Origin of the sequence: Nocardioides oleivorans (genome assembly GCF_004137255.1) — a bacterium.
In the GTDB taxonomy this organism is placed as follows: domain Bacteria; phylum Actinomycetota; class Actinomycetes; order Propionibacteriales; family Nocardioidaceae; genus Nocardioides; species Nocardioides oleivorans.
Genome location: NZ_SDWT01000005.1, coordinates 1 through 16014 on the forward strand (window position 1 = coordinate 1; position 16014 = coordinate 16014).

Below are 16014 nucleotides of genomic sequence, written 5' to 3' on the forward strand. Positions count from 1 at the left end.
GGAAGTTAAGCCTTTCAGCGCCGATGGTACTGCAACCGAGAGGTTGTGGGAGAGTAGGACGCCGCCGGACAAACATTTGGCAGAGGCCACCAGACACCTGGTGGCCTCTGCTCCATTTCACGGTGCTGTTGAGTACCGTGGCCCCGAAGGCGGGGGCCGAGCACGCAGGCACCTGCGTCGAAGATCTGAAGAGGGAGTGATCGGCTGTGGCCGAGGACCGTCGTGGACAGCGTCCGTCGCGAGGCGGACAGGGCGGCGGACGAGGAGGCTCGTCCGGTGGCGCCCGGGGCGGATCGTCGTCCTCCCGTGGTGAGTCCTCGCGCGGCGGTTCGTCCCGCGGAGGCGACTCCCGCGGTGACTCCCGAGGTGACTCCCGAGGTCGCGGCCCACGCGACGACGCGGCGCGTGGCAAGGGTGGCTCCTCCCGCGGCGGCTACCAGGGCAAGTCCGACGGCAAGCGCCCGTCCAGCTCGTCGCAGAAGGCGTTCCGGCCGCGCGCTGAGGAGAGGCCCCGCACGGCCGACCAGGCGGCGTACGACGGCCCCGACCTGCCCGAGGGCATCACGGGTGCCGAGCTCGACCGGGGCGTGCGCGCGCAGCTGAAGGGCCTGCCCGAGAAGCTCGCCGCACGCGTGGCCCGCCACCTGGCCGCCGCTGGTGCCTTCATCGACGACGACCCGGAGCTGGCCTACCGCCACGCGCTGGCCGCGCGGGCACGCGCCTCCCGGATCGCCGTCGTGCGCGAAGCGGCGGGGGAGACGGCGTACGCCGCCGGCCACTACGCCGAGGCACTCGCCGAGCTCCGCGCCGCGAAGCGGATGAACGGCGCGACCGACTACCTGCCGATCATGGCGGACTGCCACCGTGCGCTGGGCAACCCGGAGCAGGCGATCAAGCTTGCCAAGAGCCCCTCGGTCGCGAACTTCAGCTCCGAGGCCAAGGCCGAGATGACGCTCGTCGAGGCCGGTGCCCGCCGCGACATGGGCCAGCTGGACGCCTCGCTGCGCACGCTCGAGCTGGCTCCGCTGACGTCGAAGAGCAGGCAGTCCTGGGTGGTGCGGCTGCGGTACGCGTACGCCGACACGCTCGAGGCGGCGGGGCGCGAGGCCGACGCCCTGGCCTGGTTCCACCGCACCCACGCCATCGACTCCGACGAGCTCACCGACGCCGCCGAGCGCGCGGACCTGATCGAGCGTCGACAGTCCTGATCCTCGCCCGCGACGTCGCGTCCGCGTGCGTGGCGTTGTGCTGGCGTTCGGGCGCCACATGGGTCACAATGGATCCACTAATCACATACGTGTCACTCGACTCTTGTTGAGCACTGACGACAGAACGCTGGGGAAGGCGCATCTGGAGCGTCGGAACTCAAGGAGGTCTCAGTGACCACACGCATTGCTTCCCGTCCGGACGGTCCGGCGACGAGGGGCATTCTCTACGTGCACTCTGCTCCCTCTGCACTCTGCCCGCACATCGAGTGGGCCGTGGGCGGAGTCCTCGGAGTTGCCGTCTCGCTCGACTGGACGCCTCAGCCTGCCCAGCCGGGGTCCTACCGCGCCGAGCTCTCCTGGAGCGGCTCCGCGGGGACTGCCGCTGCGGTGGCGTCGGCGCTGCGCGGGTGGAACCACCTGCGCTTCGAGATCACCGAGGAGCCCACGTCGTCGACGGAGGGCACCCGCTTCTCCTGCACGCCCGACCTGGGGATCTTCCACGCCATCACCGGGCCGCACGGCGACATCCTGATCCCCGAGGACCGCCTCAAGGCGGCCGTGGTCAAGGCCGCCCTCGGCGACACCACGTTGCTGCTCGAGATCGACCACCTCCTCGGCAAGCCGTGGGACGACGAGCTCGAGACCTTCCGCCACGCAGGCGAGGGCGCACCGGTGCGCTGGCTGCACCAGGTGGTGTGAGCCTCAGCGGTCCTTGCGGCTCTTCGTCCTGCGCAGCGTGAAGGCGTCCGACACGGCGACCGACGTCTCGTCGGAGTAACCCTCGTAGGCCGTGAGCTCGCCGGCCAGGGTGAACGTGCCCGGCCTGGTCGCCCGCTGGCACAGGCGGAACTGCAGGACCCCCGAGGTCGCGTCGTTCGGCCCGATGAGGGACTGGGAGTTCACTCCCTTGCCGGCGCTGTCCTGCATCGTGATGTCGAAGGTCCAGTCCTCGGTCTCCGTGGTGACCGAGTAGGCGTAGCGGTAGTCCTTGCACCCCCTCTTGAGCCGGCCGTCGGGCGCGTCCAGGGCGCCCGAGAGCACGACCTCTTGAGCAGGCGGCGTCGGCTCGGTGGTGGGATCCGTCGTCGGCAGGCCGGGGATCGGCAGCGGCGGCAGCGGGAGCAGGCCGGTGGCGACCAGCGCAGCGGCAGCGAGCAGGTGGGGCACGGCAGACACCTCCGAGGGGTTCACCTGCCCAACGAGGTGGTGTGACGTGCGTTACGCCCCGGTGCCCCTGAGGGGCGCCGGGGCGTCGTCATGCTCAGAGCGGGATGTTGCCGTGGTGTCCGCGGCGTACGCCCGCGGTGTCGATTTCCTGGCGCATGGCCTGCGCGATCGCGCTGCGGGTGCGGGTGGGCTCGACGACCTCGTCGACCACCCCGATCTCGACCGCCTTGTCGACGCCGCCGGCGATGCGCTCGTGCTCGGTGGCCAGCTCGGCCTCGACCTGCGGGCGGATCTCGGGGGAGACCTCGGCGAGCTTGCGGCGGTGCAGGATCCGGATGGCGGCCACGGCGCCCATGACGGCCACCTCGGCGCCCGGCCACGCGAAGACGCGGGTGGCGCCGAGCGAGCGGGCGTTCATCGCGATGTAGGCGCCGCCGTAGGTCTTGCGCGTCACGAGCGTGACCCGCGGGACCACGCACTCCCCGAAGGCGTGCAGCAGCTTGGCCCCGCGGCGTACGACTCCGTCCCACTCCTGGCCGACGCCGGGGAGGTAGCCCGGGACGTCCACGAGGACGACCAGCGGGACCCCGAAGGCGTCGCACATCCGCACGAAGCGGGAGGCCTTCTCGGCCGAGAGGGAGTCGAGGCACCCACCGAGGCGCAGCGGGTTGTTGGCGACCACGCCGACCGTGCGCCCGCCGAAGCGGCCCAGCGCGGTGACGATGTTAGGCGCCCAGCGCGCGTGGAGCTCCTGCATGGTGCCCTCGTCGAGCAGGCCGTCGACGAGCGGGTGCACGTCGTAGGCACGCTTCTTGGACTCGGGCAGGAGGGCGCCGAGGTCGCGGTCCTCGACGGAGTCGGCCGCGAGGCTGCCCTGGGCGCCGAGGAGCGAGGCCACGGTGCGTGCCTTGTCGAGCGCCTCGCGCTCGGAGTCGGTGAGGATGTGGACGACGCCGGAGCGACGGCCGTGCGGCTCGGGACCGCCCAGGCGCAGCATGTCGACGTCCTCGCCGGTGACCGAGCGGACCACGTCGGGTCCGGTCACGAAGATGCGTCCCTCGGGGCCGAGGATGACGACGTCGGTGAGCGCCGGACCGTAGGCGGCGCCACCTGCGGCGGGGCCGAGCACGACGGAGACCTGCGGGATCACGCCGGAGGCCTGGGTCATCACCTGGAAGATGCGACCGACCGCGTGCAGCGAGAGCACCCCCTCGGCCAGACGGGCGCCGCCGGAGTGCCAGAGACCGATGATCGGCACGCCGTCGGTCAGCGCGCGGTGGTAGGCGTCGACGACCACGCGGCAGCCGACGTCGCCCATCGCGCCGCCCATCACGGTGGCGTCGCTACAGAAGGCGACGACCTGGGTGCCGTCGACCCGGCCGACGGCGGCGAGCATGCCGGACTCGTCGTCGGGGGTGATCAGCTCGAGCGTGCCCTCGTCGAGGAGCGCGGTGAGCCGGTGCACCGGGTTGCGCGGGTCGTCCTCGCGGGGGAGCCGGGCCGGCTTGGCGGCGGTGGTGGTCATCAGATCGATCCGAACGCGACGGCGACGTTGGCGCCGCCGAAGCCGAAGGAGTTGTTGAGGGCCACGATGTCGCCCGCCGGGAGGTCGCGCCTCTCGGTCGGGATGTCGAGCTCGACCTCGGGGTCCTTGTCGTCGAGGTTGATCGTGGGTGGGCTGACCCGGTCGTGCAGTGCCATCACGGTCGCGACGGCCTCGAGCGCGCCGGCGCCACCGAGGAGGTGACCGGTCATCGACTTCGTGCTCGTGACGACGCAGCGGTCGACGTGCTCGCCGAGCACGGCGTGGAGCATGAGGCCCTCGGCGATGTCGCCCTTGGGCGTCGAGGTGGCGTGGGCGTTGACGTGGACGACCGTGGCCGGGTCGACGTCGCCCTCGCGCAGGGCCATCTTGATGGCACGGGTGCCGCCGCGACCCTCGGGGTCGGGCTGGGCGATGTCGTGGGCGTCGTTGCTGATGCCGGCGCCGCGGACCTCGGCGTAGATCTTCGCGCCGCGCGCGCGGGCGTGCTCCTCGGACTCGAGGACCAGCACGGCGCCGCCCTCGCCGAGGACGAACCCGTCGCGACCGGAGTCCCAGGGACGCGAGACCGTCGCGGGATCGCGGTCGTCGTCGGTGCCGGTCTTCGACAGCGCCATCATGTTGGCGAAGGCAGCCATCGGGAGCGGGTGGATCGCGGCCTCGGTGCCGCCGGCGAGCACGACGTCGGCGCGGCCGAGGCGGATCATGTCGATCGCCATGGCGATGGCCTCGTTGCCCGAGGCGCAGGCGGACGTGGGCGCGTGGACCGCGGCGCGGGCGCCGTACTTCAGGCTCACGTTGGCGGCGGGGGCGTTGGGCATGAGCATCGGCACCGCGAGCGGCGAGACCCGGCGGGCGCCCTTCTCGAGGAGCGTGTCGTAGTTGGCGAGGAGCGTGGTGACGCCACCGATGCCGGAGGCGAGGGCCACGGCGAGGCGCTCGGGCTCGAGCCCGGAGCCCTCGAGACCGGCGTCGGCCCAGGCCTGGTCGGCGGCGACCATCGCGAACTGGCTGGAGCGGTCGAGGCGGCGGGCCTTGACCCGCTCGAGGACCTCGGACGGCTCGACGGCGACCCGCCCGCCGATCTTCACCGGAAGCTGGTCGACCCACTCGTCGGTCAGGCGCGCGATGCCGGAGGTGCCGGACAGCAGGGCCTGCCACGTGGAGGGGACGTCCCCTCCGACGGGGGAGGTGGTGCCGAGGCCGGTGACGACTACGCGGGTCGAGGGCATCTGATGGGGGTTCCGTTCTCGTTCGCGGGGTGGGGATGTTCCTGGGTCACGGGGGCCGGGCTGGACGCCGGCCACCCGTGACGTGGGGAGGGCTCTCAGCCCTGGGAGCGCTCGATGAACGCGACGGCGTCGCCGACGGTCTTGAGGTTCTTGACCTCGTCGTCGGGGATGGTCACGCCGAACTTCTCCTCGGCGGCCACGACGACCTCGACCATGGAGAGCGAGTCGACGTCGAGGTCGTCCACGAAGGACTTGTCCAGCTGGACGTCGTCGGCGTCGACGCCGGCCACCTCGTTGACGATGTCAGCGAGGTCGGCGCGGATTTCTTCGGTGGTGGCCATGGGGCCTTCCCTTCTTCTTGGGTGGATCTCGGGGTGGATCCGGGTGGGCTGTGCGGGCTGTGCGGGTGGTGCAGATCAGGGGACGGTGACGACCTGGGCGGCGTAGGCCAGCCCTGCTCCGAAGGCGATCAGGAGCGCGGTGTCGCCGCTGCGGGCGTCTCCCTCGGCGATCATCCGGTCGAGCGCGAGCGGGATCGACGCGGCCGAGGTGTTGCCCTGGTCGGCGACGTCGCGACCGATGCGGACGGACGCGGGCAGCTTCATCGAGCGCGCCATCGCGTCGATGATGCGCATGTTGGCCTGGTGGGGGACGAAGACGTCGAGGTCCTCGGGGGCGACCCCGGCCGCCTCGAGGGCCTGGACGGCGACCTTGGACATGGTGAACGACGCCCACCGGAAGACCGGGTTGCCCTGCATGGTGAGGTGCGGCATCACGCCGGAGCCGGGGGAGTCCTCGGAGCCCACCACGTCGCGCCAGTCCTCGCGCTGGCGGATGTAGTCGTAGGCCTCGCCGTCGGAGCCCCACACGACAGGACCGATGCCCGGGGTCTCGCTGGGTCCGATCACCACTGCGCCGGCGCCGTCGGCGAAGATGAACGCCGTGCCACGGTCGGTCATGTCGGTGATGTCGGAGAGCCGCTCGACGCCGATGACGAGGACGTGGCGGGCGCTGCCGCCCCGCACCATGTCGGCGCCCAGCGACACGCCGTGGCAGAAGCCTGCGCAGGCCGCGGAGATGTCGAAGGCCGCCGCGTTGCCGGTGCCGAGCTCGTGCGCGATCGCCGGCGCGATGGCCGGGGTCTGGAGCAGGTGGCTCACGGTGGCGACCACGACGCAGTCGATCTGCTCGGGGCTGATCCCGGCGCGCTCGATCGCGATGCGCGAGGACGCCACGCTCATCACCTGGATGGTCTCCTCGGGCGTGGCGAAGCGGCGCGTCCGGATGCCGGAGCGCTGCTGGATCCACTCGTCGCTGGAGTCGATCGCGTCGACGACCTCGGAGTTGGGGACCAGGCGCGAGGGGCGGTAGGCGCCGATGCCCATGATGCGTGCGTGCGGGGCGCCGACGGCGCCCGAGATGGCGGCCATCAGTGCGTCGCCTCGGGGTGGAGCCGCAGGAGGGGCTGGCCCGGGGAGACCAGGTCACCGTCCTCGACGAGCCACTCGACGACCGAGCCGCCGTGCGGCGCCGTGATGTCGGTGCGGTCGCGCAGGCTGGCGACGGCGCCGATCGTCGTACCGGGGGCCAGGACGTCACGCTCGACCGCCTCCGAGGCGAGGTGGAACGTGCCCTTGGCCGGTGAGACCACCATCCGCCAGGTCGGGGTGGTCTCGATCATCGAGGCCTCGCCGTGCTTGTCGCAGAAGTCGCGGGCGGCGTCGAGCTGGTCGGGCGTCTTGAGGGCGAAGGTCTCCACACCCTTGAGCGCGCGCTTGGCGATGCCGGTGAGCGTGCCGGCCGGCGGCATCTCGAGGATGCCGGTGACGCCGAGGTCGCTCATCGTCTCCAGGCACAGGTCCCAGCGGACCGGGTTGGCGATCTGGCCGACGATGCGGCGCAGCACCTCGCGCCCGTCGTGGACGACCTGGCCGTCGCGGTTGGAGATGACCGGCGTGCGCGGGTCGTGGGTCGACACCGAGCGGGCCAGCGAGGCGAGTCGGTCGACGGCGGGGGCCATGTGGGTCGTGTGGAACGCGCCCGCGACGCTCAGCGGCATCAGCCGCGCCTTCTCGGGCCCGTCCTCGGCGAAGGCGGCGAGCTGGTCCAGGGTGCCGGCCGCGACCACCTGGCCGGGACCGTTGTCGTTGGCGGGGGTCAGTCCGTGGCGCTCGATCGTGGCGAGCACCTCCTCGCGGTCGCCGCCGAGCACCGCGGTCATGCCGGTGGCGGTGGTCGCGGCAGCGCCGGCCATCGCGTTGCCCCGCTCACGCACCAGCACCATCGCCTGCTCGGCGGTCATCACGCGCGCGCCGGCGGCGGCGGTCAGCTCGCCGACGCTGTGCCCGGCCACCGCGCCGATCCGCGCGAACGCGTCGGCCGGGTGGGGGAAGAGGTCGAGGGCCGCGACCAGGCCGGTCGCGACCAGCAGCGGCTGCGCGATCTTCGTGTCGCGGATGGTGTCGGCGTCGGCCTCGGTGCCGTAGTGGGCCAGGTCGATGCCGGCGACGGTCGCCAGCCAGTCGAACCGTGCGGCGAAGGTGGGGTCCTCCAGCCAGGGGGTGAGGAAACCGGGGGTCTGGGCCCCTTGACCGGGAGCGACGATGACGAGCACAGGTCCACTCTGCCGGGTCCGGCGCCCGCGGCGCGGGTCCGACGCCGACGAAAGTCACCCCCCGAACCTTGTAGGGTTCCTACAGTTCGCGCGGCGGCACGCCTAGGGCTCCGTACGACCTGACTGGCGACCCAGGATGAGGGCCAGCTGGAGCGCGAACGCCTCCCGCGGCCGGGTCGGCGACCATCCGGTGGTGTCGGCGACTTGTCGCAGCCGGTAGCGGACCGTGTTGGGGTGGACGAAGAGCGCGCGAGCTGTGCCCTCGATCGACGAGCCGTGCTCGAACCAGGCGGCCAGCGTCTCGAGCAGGGTGCCGCGGGCGGCCACCAGCGGGAGGTAGACCTCGTCGACGAGGTGGCGGCGCGCGTGCCCGTCGCCGGCGAGCGCACGCTCGGGGAGCAGGTCCCGGCTGGCGACCGGGCGGGGCGCGTCGGGCCAGCCGCTGGCGGCCCGGTGCGCCGACAGGGCGTCGCGCGCGGAGGCGTAGGCGTGGGCGAGGTCGGCGGTCACCGGGCCGACGACGACCGGGCCGGCCCCGAAGTGGTCGATCAGGTGCGTGGCGGCCTTGAGCGGGTCGGCCACGCCGCCCAGCACGACGACCAGCCGGTCGCCCTGCGTGGCACACAGTGCGTCCATGTCGGCGGTGCGCGCGGAACGGCGTACGGACTCGAAGACGTCGAGCTCCGCACGGTGGGGCGGCACGGACCCGAGCACGACGGCGACGTCGCCGTGGGCGCCCCAGCCGAGCGCGCTGGCGCGGGAGAGCACCGACTCGTCGGTCTCGGCCCGGACGACGGCGTCGACGACGAGCGCCTCGAGCCGGGCGTCCCAGGCGCCGCGCGACTCGGCTGCGCGGGCGTAGACGGCGGCCGTGGCGAAGGCGACCTCGCGGGCGTACAGGAGGACCGCGCCGTGGACCTCGCCGGCGTCCTCGGGGTCGAGGAGGTCGTCGATCGTGGTCTCCACGACCCGGATGCTGAGCCGCACCAGCTCGACGGTCTGCTGGAGCGAGATGACACCGGTCAGCTCGCGGGGCGCGGCGCCGAAGACGACGACGTCGAGGGGGTCGTGCGCCGAGGCCGTGACCTCGCGGTCGTACCAGTCGACGAAGCCGCGGATGCCGGCCTGCACGATGAGCCCGACCCAGGACCGGTCCTGCGCGCTGAGGTCGTCGAACCACGGCAGGTCGCTCGACATCCGGCCCGTCGCGGCCGTGCTGAGGGCGCCCGTCGAGTTGCGCAGCGCGTCCGCGGCGCGGCGTCTGGACGGGGGCATGGGACGACTGTAGTCGGACGGCACCGGTCGGCACCGGTAGTGGGATTCCCACGAAGCCGTGCGTGGCACTCGCGGGCACTGCACGGCCACGACCCGGCAACCGTCGGGTCACGGGAGGCAGAACGGCGTCGACGTCCCCCGGACGCGGCGGGACCCCGCGTGGTTGAATCCGGGATCTGTCCTGTCTGCCCCCGAAGACACGGAGGTCGCGTTGGCCCGGCGCACCAGACCCCAGGTCGAGCACGTCGTCGTGCACGGCCACCGACGCGCCTTCGTGCGCGCCGGCTCGGGTACGGCCGTCCTGCTGCTGCACGGGCTGGCCTGCGACCACACCACCTGGGAGCCCGTGATCGCCTCGTTGGCCCGGACCCACACGGTCATCGCGCCCGACCTGCTCGGGCACGGGGAGTCCGACAAGCCGCGGGCCGACTACAGCGTCGGCGGTTACGCCAACGGCATGCGCGACCTGCTCACCGTCCTCGGGATCGACACCGTGACGGTGGTCGGGCACAGCTTCGGCGGGGGAGTGGCGATGCAGTTCGCCTACCAGTTCCCCGAGCGCACCGAGCGCCTCGTGCTGGTCAGCTCCGGCGGACTGGGCCCCGACGTCTCGCCCGCGATCCGCGTGATCACGACACCGGGCTTCCAGCAGGCGATGGGGGTACTGACCACGCCCCTCGTGCGTCGGCCGACGACCGCCGCCCTGCGCCTGCTCGCGCGCACGGGTGTGAGCCAGCTGCGCGACCTCGACGAGGTCGCCTCGATCTACGAGACCTTCGCCGACCCCCGGGCGCGTGCCGCGATCAGGCACGTCGTCCGCTCGGTGGTCGACTGGCGCGGCCAGATCGTCACGATGGCCGACCGCGCCTACCTCACCGAGGCGATGCCGATGTGCGTGATCTGGGGCGCCGACGACCTGGTCATCCCGGTCGCCCACGCCAGCAACGCCAGCGCGCTCGCGCCGACCGCCCGCGTCGAGGTGATCCCCAACGCGGGGCACTTCCCGCACAAGGACCACCCGCAGCGGTTCGTGAAGATCGTGCGCGACTTCATGCGGTCCACCGAGCCGAGCCGGTACGACGCCGAGCGCTGGCGTGAGCTGCTGGACCAGGGGGCTCCGGTCACGCCTGTCCACGCCGGGGCCGGGGAGTCGCCGCGCTCGCCCGTGCACGCCGTGCGACGCGCGAAGCCCGCCTGAGGAAGATCCTCAGACGGGCTCCGTCGGTCGTCACGCTGGTGTCGTCACGCCTCGCGCGAGACCTCAGGCGTCGCCGCCCTCCTGCTTGATGTCCTTGGTCGCGGTCGGGTCGTCGATCTTGTAGCGCTCGGCTGCCTCGACGACCTTCTCCACCGGGAGCTCGCCGGCGTCGGCCAGGGCCTGGAGGGCCTGGACGACGACGCTGACGGCGTCGATGTGGAAGAACCGGCGGGCAGCGGGACGCGTGTCGGCGAAGCCGAAGCCGTCGGCGCCGAGGACCCGGTAGTCACCGGGGACCCAGCGCGCGATCTGCAGCGGGACGGCCCGCATGTAGTCGGACACCGCGACGACCGGTCCCCTGGCGCCAGCGAGCTTGTCGCTGACGTAGGCGGTGCGACGCTGCTCGCCGGGGTTGAGCAGGTTCCACTGCTCGGCGGCGGCACCGTCACGGGCCAGCTCGTTCCAGGACGTGACCGACCACAGGTCGGACTGCACGCCCCAGTCCTCGGCCAGGATCCGCGCGGCGTCGTTGATCCACGGGTAGCCGACGCCGGAGGCGAGCAGCTGGACCCGCGGGCCCTCACCGTCGGCGGTGGAGACCCGGTGGATGCCCTTGAGGATGCCCTCGACGTCGACGTCCTCCGGCTCGGCCGGCTGCGAGACCGGCTCGTTGTAGACGGTGATGTAGTAGATCAGGTCCTCGCCCTGGCCCGCCGGGCCACCGGTGCCGTACATCCGCTCGAGGCCGTTCTGCATGATGTGGCTGATCTCGTAGGCGAACGCGGGGTCGTAGTGCACGACCGCGGGGTTGGTCGCCGCAAGGAGCGGCGAGTGGCCGTCGGCGTGCTGCAGGCCCTCACCGGTCAGCGTGGTGCGACCGGCGGTGGCGCCGATGAGGAAGCCGCGCGAGAGCTGGTCGGCCATCGCCCAGATCGAGTCGCCGGTGCGCTGGAACCCGAACATCGAGTAGAAGATGTAGAACGGGATCATGTGCTCGCCGTGCGTGGAGTACGACGACCCGGCCGCGGTCGCCGACGCCATCGCGCCCGCCTCGGAGATGCCCTCGTGCAGCATCTGGCCCTGCGCGGACTCCTTGTAGGAGAGCAGCATCTTGCGGTCGACCGACTCGTACTGCTGGCCGCCGGGGTTGTAGACCTTGGCGCTCGGGAACATCGAGTCCATGCCGAACGTGCGGTACTCGTCGGGCGCGATCGGGACCAGGCGGTCGCCGATCTCGGGGTCCTTCATCCAGTCGCGCAGCAGGCGGACCGCCGCCATGGTGGTGGCGAACTTGTTCTTGCCCGAGCCCTGCTTCAGCTCGGCGTAGAGCTCGTCGCCGGGCAGCTTGAGCGCGGTCGCCCGGTTGACCCGGCGCGGGATCGAGCCACCGAGGGCCCTGCGGCGCTCGAGCATGTACTCGATCTCCGTGGAGTCGGCGCCCGGGTGGTAGAACGGCGCGCCGCCGGTCTTCTCGTAGGACTCCTCGAGGTCACGGTCGCTGATCGGCAGGTAGAGCCGGTCGCGGAACTTCTTGAGGTCCGGGAGGGTGAGCTTCTTCATCTGGTGCGTGGCGTTCTTGCCCTCGAGGGCGTCGATCGTCCAGCCCTTGATGGTGTGCGCCAGGATCACCGTCGGCTGACCGGTGTGCTTGGTCGCGGCGTCGAACGCGGCATAGACCTTGCGGTAGTCGTGGCCGCCGCGAGGGAGCTTCTCGATCTGCTGGTCGCTCATGTGCTCGACCATCTTGCGCAGGCGCGGGTCGCTGCCGAAGAAGTGCTCGCGGACGTAGGCGCCGTCCTCGGTGGAGTAGGTCTGGAACTGCCCGTCCGGCGTGGAGTTCATCCGGTTGACCAGGGCGCCGTCCATGTCCTTGGCGAGCAGGGCGTCCCACTCGCGGCCCCAGACGACCTTGATGACGTTCCAGCCGGCGCCGCGGAAGTTGGCCTCGAGCTCCTGCATGATCTTGCCGTTGCCCGTGACCGGGCCGTCGAGCTGCTGCAGGTTGCAGTTGATCACCCAGGTGAGGTTGTCGAGCTCCTCGCGGGCCGCGACTCGGATCGCGCCGAGCGACTCGGGCTCGGCCATCTCGCCGTCGCCCATGAACGCCCACACGTGCTGCTGCGAGGTGTCCTTGATGCCGCGGTTGTCGAGGTAGCGGTTGAAGCGGGCCTGGTAGATGGAGTTGATGGCCGTGAGGCCCATCGACACCGTCGGGAACTCCCAGAAGTCGGGCATGAGCCGCGGGTGGGGGTACGACGGCAGGCCGGCGCCCTGGCCGTGCTGGACCTCCTGGCGGAAGCGGTAGAGCTGCTCCTCGCTGAGGCGGCCCTCGAGGAACGCGCGGGCGTAGACGCCCGGCGAGCCGTGGCCCTGGATGTAGAGCTGGTCGCCGCCGCCCTCGTGGTCCTTGCCGCGGAAGAAGTGGTTGAAGCCGACCTCGTAGAGGCTCGCCGAGGACTGGTAGGTGGCGATGTGGCCGCCGACCTCGAGGCCCTTGCGGTTGGCCGAGGAGACCATGACCGCGGCGTTCCAACGGATGAAGGCGCGGATGCGGCGCTCGACGTCCTCGTCACCGGGGAACCACGGCTCGCGCTCGGGCGGGATCGTGTTGATGTAGTCGGTCGAGCGCAGGGCCGGGACGCCGACCTGCTTCTCGCGCGCGCGCTCGAGGAGGCGCAGCATCACGTAGCGGGCCCGGTCGCGACCCCGGTCGTCGAGCATCGCGTCGAACGACGCGAGCCACTCCTGGGTCTCGTCGGGATCGATGTCGGGCAGCTGGGTGGGGAGCCCTTCGTGGATCACCGAGGCGACGGGGCTCTTGCTGGACTTGTCGGCGTCACTCACGAGTGCATCGTGTCACGCGACCAGCCACCACGAAATCTACCCACGGGTAGCGCCCCCGCCCGTGAGACGGCGCCCACGTCGCCGCCCGCGCGGGCCGTACGCCGGGCGGCGGGGTTGCGGCGCCTGCTCTGTTCCTGTGGACTGTGCGGCAACCGTGCGCGGGCCACGCGCACAGTCAGGATTGTTCGAGCACTGGAGGCACTGCGTGAGTTCGACGGTGGGCGACTCTGCCCCGGCGACCGGGACCGGCGACCGGCTGGGGCTCAAGCCCGGCATGGTGGTCCAGGAGCTCGGCTGGGACAACGACACCGATGACGAGCTGCGCGTCGCGGTCGAGGACACGATCGACGCCGACATGGTGGACGGCGACTACGGCAACGTGGTCGACGCCGTCCTGCTCTGGTGGCGCGACGACGACGGCGACCTCGTTGACGGGCTCGTGGACGCCCTGACCGACCTCGTCGGCGGCGGGTCGATCTGGCTGCTTACCCCGAAGGTCGGCCGCCCCGGCACCGTCGACGCCGCCGACGTCTCCGAGGCAGCCCCGATCGCCGGGCTCGCGCAGACCACCACCGCCTCGGTCAGCAAGGACTGGCAGGCCACCCGGCTGGTCGCGCCGAAGACCCCCGCGTGACGGCTGCCAGGAACATCGCGGGTCGGCTCGCCGGGGTCGGCACCACCGTGCGCGTCCTCGGCGGCGCGGGCGTGATCCGCCCCTACGGCCCGCGCACCCTCGTCGACGTAGGACGCGTCGTCCTGCGGTGGGGCACCGGCCCGGCCGGCGGCTTCGCGACCCTCGCGGCGCGGGCTCCCCACGACGTCGGCGTCGTGGACGAGCTCGGCGAGCTGACGTGGGGCGAGCTGCACCGGCGCTCGAACTCCCTCGCGCGGGCGCTGGCCGAGCGAGGTGTCGGCGAGGGCGACTCGGTCGCGGTCATGTGCCGCAACCACCGCGGCTTCATCGACGCCTCGGTCGCGATCGCCAAGCTCGGCGCCGACATCCTCTACCTCAACACCGCGTTCGCCGGACCGCAGCTCGTCGACGTGCTGCAGCGCGAGGCGCCCAGCATGGTCGTCCACGACGAGGAGTTCACCGGCCTGCTCGCCGGCGCCCACGTCGAGCGCCGGGTCATCGCCTGGACCGACGGCGACGCCGACGGCCAGGAGACCCTGGAGCGGCTGGTGACGGCGTACGACGAGGGCGACCTCCAGCCGCCGCAGCGGCACGCGCGCATCGTGATCCTCACCTCCGGGACGACCGGCTCACCGAAGGGCGCCCCGCGCAAGGAGGCCGGCATCGACGCGGCCGTGTCGCTCCTGTCGCGGATGCCCCTGCGGGCGGGCTGGCGCACCCACATCGCGGCACCGCTGTTCCACACGTGGGGCTTCGCGCACCTCGCGCTCGCGATGCTGCTGGGCTCGACGGTCGTGCTGCGCCGCTCGTTCGACCCGCTCACCGCGCTCCGCACCGCGCAGGCGGAGCGCTGCCAGTCGATGGTGGTGATCCCGGTGATGCTGCAGCGGATGCTCCAGCTCCCGCCCGAGCAGCTCGACGGCATCGACCTGGGCCGCGTGCAGGTGGTCGCCTCGTCCGGATCGGCCCTGCCGGCGACCCTCGCCGAGGCCTGGATGGACCGCTTCGGCGAGAACCTCTACAACATCTACGGCTCCACCGAGGTGGCCTACGCCTCGATCGCGACGCCGGAGGACCTGCGCGCCGACCCGACCTCGGCGGGCAGGCCGCCCCACGGCACCGTCGTCCGCATCCTCGACGAGGCCGGCGCCGAGCTGCCGCAGGGCGAGACCGGCCGGATCTTCGTCGGCAACGGCCTGCTCTTCGAGGGCTACACCAACGGCGGGTCCAAGGAGGTCGTCGACGGGCTGATGGCCTCGGGCGACGTCGGCTACTACGACGACGCCGGTCGTCTCCACGTCGCGGGCCGCGACGACGACATGATCGTGTCCGGTGGCGAGAACGTCTTCCCGCAGGAGGTCGAGGACTGCCTGGTCGCCCACGCGCTCGTGCAGGAGGTCGCTGCCGTCGGTGTCGTCGACGAGGACTATGGTCAGCGCCTGCGCGCCTTCGTGGTGCGCACCGGCGACGTGTCGGAGGACGAGCTGCGTGACCACGTGAAGGCCCACCTGGCCAGGTTCAAGGTGCCGCGCGAGATCGTGTTCCTCGACGAGCTGCCACGCAACGCCACCGGCAAGATCCTCAAGCGGGAGCTCGCCGGCTGGGAGAAGGAACAGGACGGCAAGGAGCAGGCGTGACCGGCAAGGGACTGTGCATCGGCGACGAGGCACCCGACTTCACCCTTCGCGACCAGTTCGGGCAGGACGTCCACCTCGGCGACTTCCGCGGCCGCAAGGCGGTCGTGCTGATGTTCTTCCCCTTCGCCTTCACCGGGGTGTGCACCGGCGAGATGTCGGGCGTGCGCGACCGGCTCGACGAGTTCCTCACCTTCGACACCGAGGTCCTCGGCGTCTCGTGCGACTCGGTCTACTCGCTGCGCACCTTCGCCGAGAGCGAGGGGCTCAACTTCCCGCTGCTCTCCGACTACTGGCCGCACGGCGCCGTGTCGACGGCCTACGAGGTGTTCGACACCGGTCGCGGCGCCCCGCGTCGCTCGTCCTACGTCATCGACCGCGACGGCCGGCTCACCTGGTCGGTGCACAACGCGAACCCCGACGGTCGCGACCTCGACGAGCACCTCCGCGAGCTCCACGCAGCCGTCGCCGACGCTCCGGTCTAGACCGTTCTGGAGCATTTCCACGGGTTTTCCGGGTTTCGCCTGACGGCCTTGGGGATGCGTGTAACCTTCTTCTTGTTGAGCCGCTGGTGACCCGAGACGCCAGCGGCTCAACTCATTTCCTGCCACGGTCCTGACCTGTCGATCCGGTGTTTTCTCCCGGCACATGCGGTCCCGTAGTCT

Annotated in this window: 14 protein-coding genes and 1 rRNA gene; 7 read left to right on the plus strand and 8 right to left on the minus strand. The window is 71.7% G+C overall.

The genetic code is table 11. The features are described 5' to 3' along the window. The 3 genes from rrf to EUA93_RS20740 all read left to right on the plus strand — a co-directional run. Positions 1-70 (plus strand): 5S ribosomal RNA (gene rrf / locus EUA93_RS22360); the annotation flags it as partial. Between the two features lie 136 nt (positions 71-206). After that, positions 207-1208 (plus strand): tetratricopeptide repeat protein, encoded by a 1002-nt coding sequence (locus tag EUA93_RS20735; protein ID WP_129402260.1) that lies wholly within the window; start codon positions 207-209, stop codon positions 1206-1208. 171 nt (positions 1209-1379) lie between these two features. Further along, on the plus strand, positions 1380-1907 hold the full coding sequence (locus EUA93_RS20740) for a DUF3145 domain-containing protein (protein WP_476703587.1): 528 nt from the start codon (positions 1380-1382) through the stop codon (positions 1905-1907). 3 nt (positions 1908-1910) lie between these two features. Here EUA93_RS20740 and EUA93_RS20745 read toward each other — a convergent pair whose 3' ends face one another. From EUA93_RS20745 to EUA93_RS20775, 7 genes are all read right to left on the minus strand, one after another. Continuing rightward, entirely contained in the window at positions 1911-2375 is a 465-nt protein-coding gene (locus tag EUA93_RS20745; protein WP_129402261.1) for a hypothetical protein, read from the minus strand. Positions 2376-2469: 94 nt separating this feature from the next. Next, positions 2470-3900: an acyl-CoA carboxylase subunit beta gene (locus EUA93_RS20750; protein ID WP_129402262.1), complete on the minus strand. Its 1431-nt coding sequence runs from the start codon at positions 3898-3900 to the stop codon at positions 2470-2472. Continuing rightward, the gene (gene fabF, locus EUA93_RS20755; protein WP_129402263.1) at positions 3900-5150 is read right to left on the minus strand and encodes a beta-ketoacyl-ACP synthase II; all 1251 of its coding nucleotides are present in this window, start codon (positions 5148-5150) and stop codon (positions 3900-3902) included. Before fabF ends, EUA93_RS20750 begins: the two co-directional genes overlap by 1 nt. 95 nt (positions 5151-5245) lie before the next feature. After that, entirely contained in the window at positions 5246-5491 is a 246-nt protein-coding gene (locus tag EUA93_RS20760; RefSeq protein ID WP_056599877.1) for an acyl carrier protein, read from the minus strand. Between the two features lie 75 nt (positions 5492-5566). Beyond that, complete coding sequence (locus EUA93_RS20765; protein WP_090970052.1) at positions 5567-6580, minus strand: beta-ketoacyl-ACP synthase III; 1014 nt, start codon at positions 6578-6580, stop codon at positions 5567-5569. Then, a complete protein-coding gene (locus tag EUA93_RS20770; protein WP_129402264.1) occupies positions 6580-7764 on the minus strand; it encodes an acyltransferase domain-containing protein in 1185 nt (394 codons plus the stop codon). Before EUA93_RS20770 ends, EUA93_RS20765 begins: the two co-directional genes overlap by 1 nt. Before the next feature lie 102 nt (positions 7765-7866). Continuing rightward, a complete protein-coding gene (locus tag EUA93_RS20775) occupies positions 7867-9039 on the minus strand; it encodes a PucR family transcriptional regulator (protein WP_129402265.1) in 1173 nt (390 codons plus the stop codon). A gap of 250 nt (positions 9040-9289) precedes the next feature. On the opposite strand from EUA93_RS20775, the gene EUA93_RS20780 reads away from it, so the two are divergent. Then, the gene (locus EUA93_RS20780) at positions 9290-10237 is read left to right on the plus strand and encodes an alpha/beta fold hydrolase (RefSeq protein ID WP_129402266.1); all 948 of its coding nucleotides are present in this window, start codon (positions 9290-9292) and stop codon (positions 10235-10237) included. A 63-nt stretch (positions 10238-10300) separates the two neighbouring features. Here EUA93_RS20780 and aceE read toward each other — a convergent pair whose 3' ends face one another. Further along, on the minus strand, positions 10301-13081 hold the full coding sequence (gene aceE, locus EUA93_RS20785) for a pyruvate dehydrogenase (acetyl-transferring), homodimeric type (protein ID WP_207208884.1): 2781 nt from the start codon (positions 13079-13081) through the stop codon (positions 10301-10303). 205 nt (positions 13082-13286) lie between these two features. Between aceE and EUA93_RS20790 the strand changes: the two genes are divergently transcribed. From EUA93_RS20790 to EUA93_RS20800, 3 genes are read left to right on the plus strand one after another with little or no spacing between them, the layout of a single operon-like run. Further along, positions 13287-13715, plus strand: coding sequence for a DUF3052 domain-containing protein (locus EUA93_RS20790; RefSeq protein ID WP_129402267.1), 429 nt, complete (start codon positions 13287-13289; stop codon positions 13713-13715). Next, positions 13712-15352, plus strand: coding sequence for an AMP-binding protein (locus EUA93_RS20795; RefSeq protein ID WP_129402268.1), 1641 nt, complete (start codon positions 13712-13714; stop codon positions 15350-15352). The genes EUA93_RS20790 and EUA93_RS20795 overlap by 4 nt, the downstream gene beginning before the upstream one ends. Beyond that, positions 15349-15834 (plus strand): peroxiredoxin, encoded by a 486-nt coding sequence (locus EUA93_RS20800; protein ID WP_129402269.1) that lies wholly within the window; start codon positions 15349-15351, stop codon positions 15832-15834. The genes EUA93_RS20795 and EUA93_RS20800 overlap by 4 nt, the downstream gene beginning before the upstream one ends. The last annotated feature ends 180 nt before the right edge of the window (positions 15835-16014 follow it).

Bases quoted from the DNA above. Each gene is read 5' to 3' on its own strand.
- EUA93_RS20750 (WP_129402262.1), bottom strand. From the start codon at position 3,900: ATGACCACCACCGCCGCCAAGCCGGCCCGGCTCCCCCGCGAGGACGAC.
- fabF (WP_129402263.1), bottom strand. From the start codon at position 5,150: ATGCCCTCGACCCGCGTAGTCGTCACCGGCCTCGGCACCACCTCCCCC.
- EUA93_RS20760 (WP_056599877.1), bottom strand. From the start codon at position 5,491: ATGGCCACCACCGAAGAAATCCGCGCCGACCTCGCTGACATCGTCAAC.
- EUA93_RS20765 (WP_090970052.1), bottom strand. From the start codon at position 6,580: ATGGCCGCCATCTCGGGCGCCGTCGGCGCCCCGCACGCACGCATCATG.
- EUA93_RS20775 (WP_129402265.1), bottom strand. From the start codon at position 9,039: ATGCCCCCGTCCAGACGCCGCGCCGCGGACGCGCTGCGCAACTCGACG.